The sequence below is a fragment of the Paenibacillus forsythiae T98 genome (assembly GCF_000520735.1).
GTDB lineage: Bacteria > Bacillota > Bacilli > Paenibacillales > Paenibacillaceae > Paenibacillus_AQ > Paenibacillus_AQ forsythiae.
The window spans coordinates 1-340 of sequence record NZ_ASSC01000507.1; the positions used below are offsets into that span (position 1 = coordinate 1).

Sequence of the window (340 nt, forward strand, 5' to 3'; positions counted from 1 at the left end):
GGCGGGCATCCCGCAGGCGCCGCAGCGCTGCGGCGCGCCGCCGGTAGCGGTGCGGTGCGCGGAAGGAGATTCTTGACGATCAAGATTCAAGCAGGGGGTGATCGCGTGAAAATTATGACCATTCTGGGCACGAGGCCCGAAATCATCCGCCTGAGCAGGATTATTCCGCTTCTGGACCGGTATGCGGACCGCCATGTGCTGGTGCATACGGGCCAGAATTTCACCGCCAGCCTGAGCGGTATTTTCTTCGAGGAGCTTAGGCTGCGGGCGCCGGATTATGTGCTTCAGGAGAAGCAGGCGGGACTCGGAGGACAACTGGCCGCCATGTTCGGCGGGCTGG

The 340-nt window shown here is 62.6% G+C and carries 1 pseudogene; it reads left to right on the top strand.

From position 1 onward, the window contains the following. Window positions 1–105 precede the first annotated feature (105 nt). Window positions 106–340 (top strand): annotated as a pseudogene (locus tag L692_RS29040) (UDP-N-acetylglucosamine 2-epimerase (non-hydrolyzing)); the annotation flags it as partial.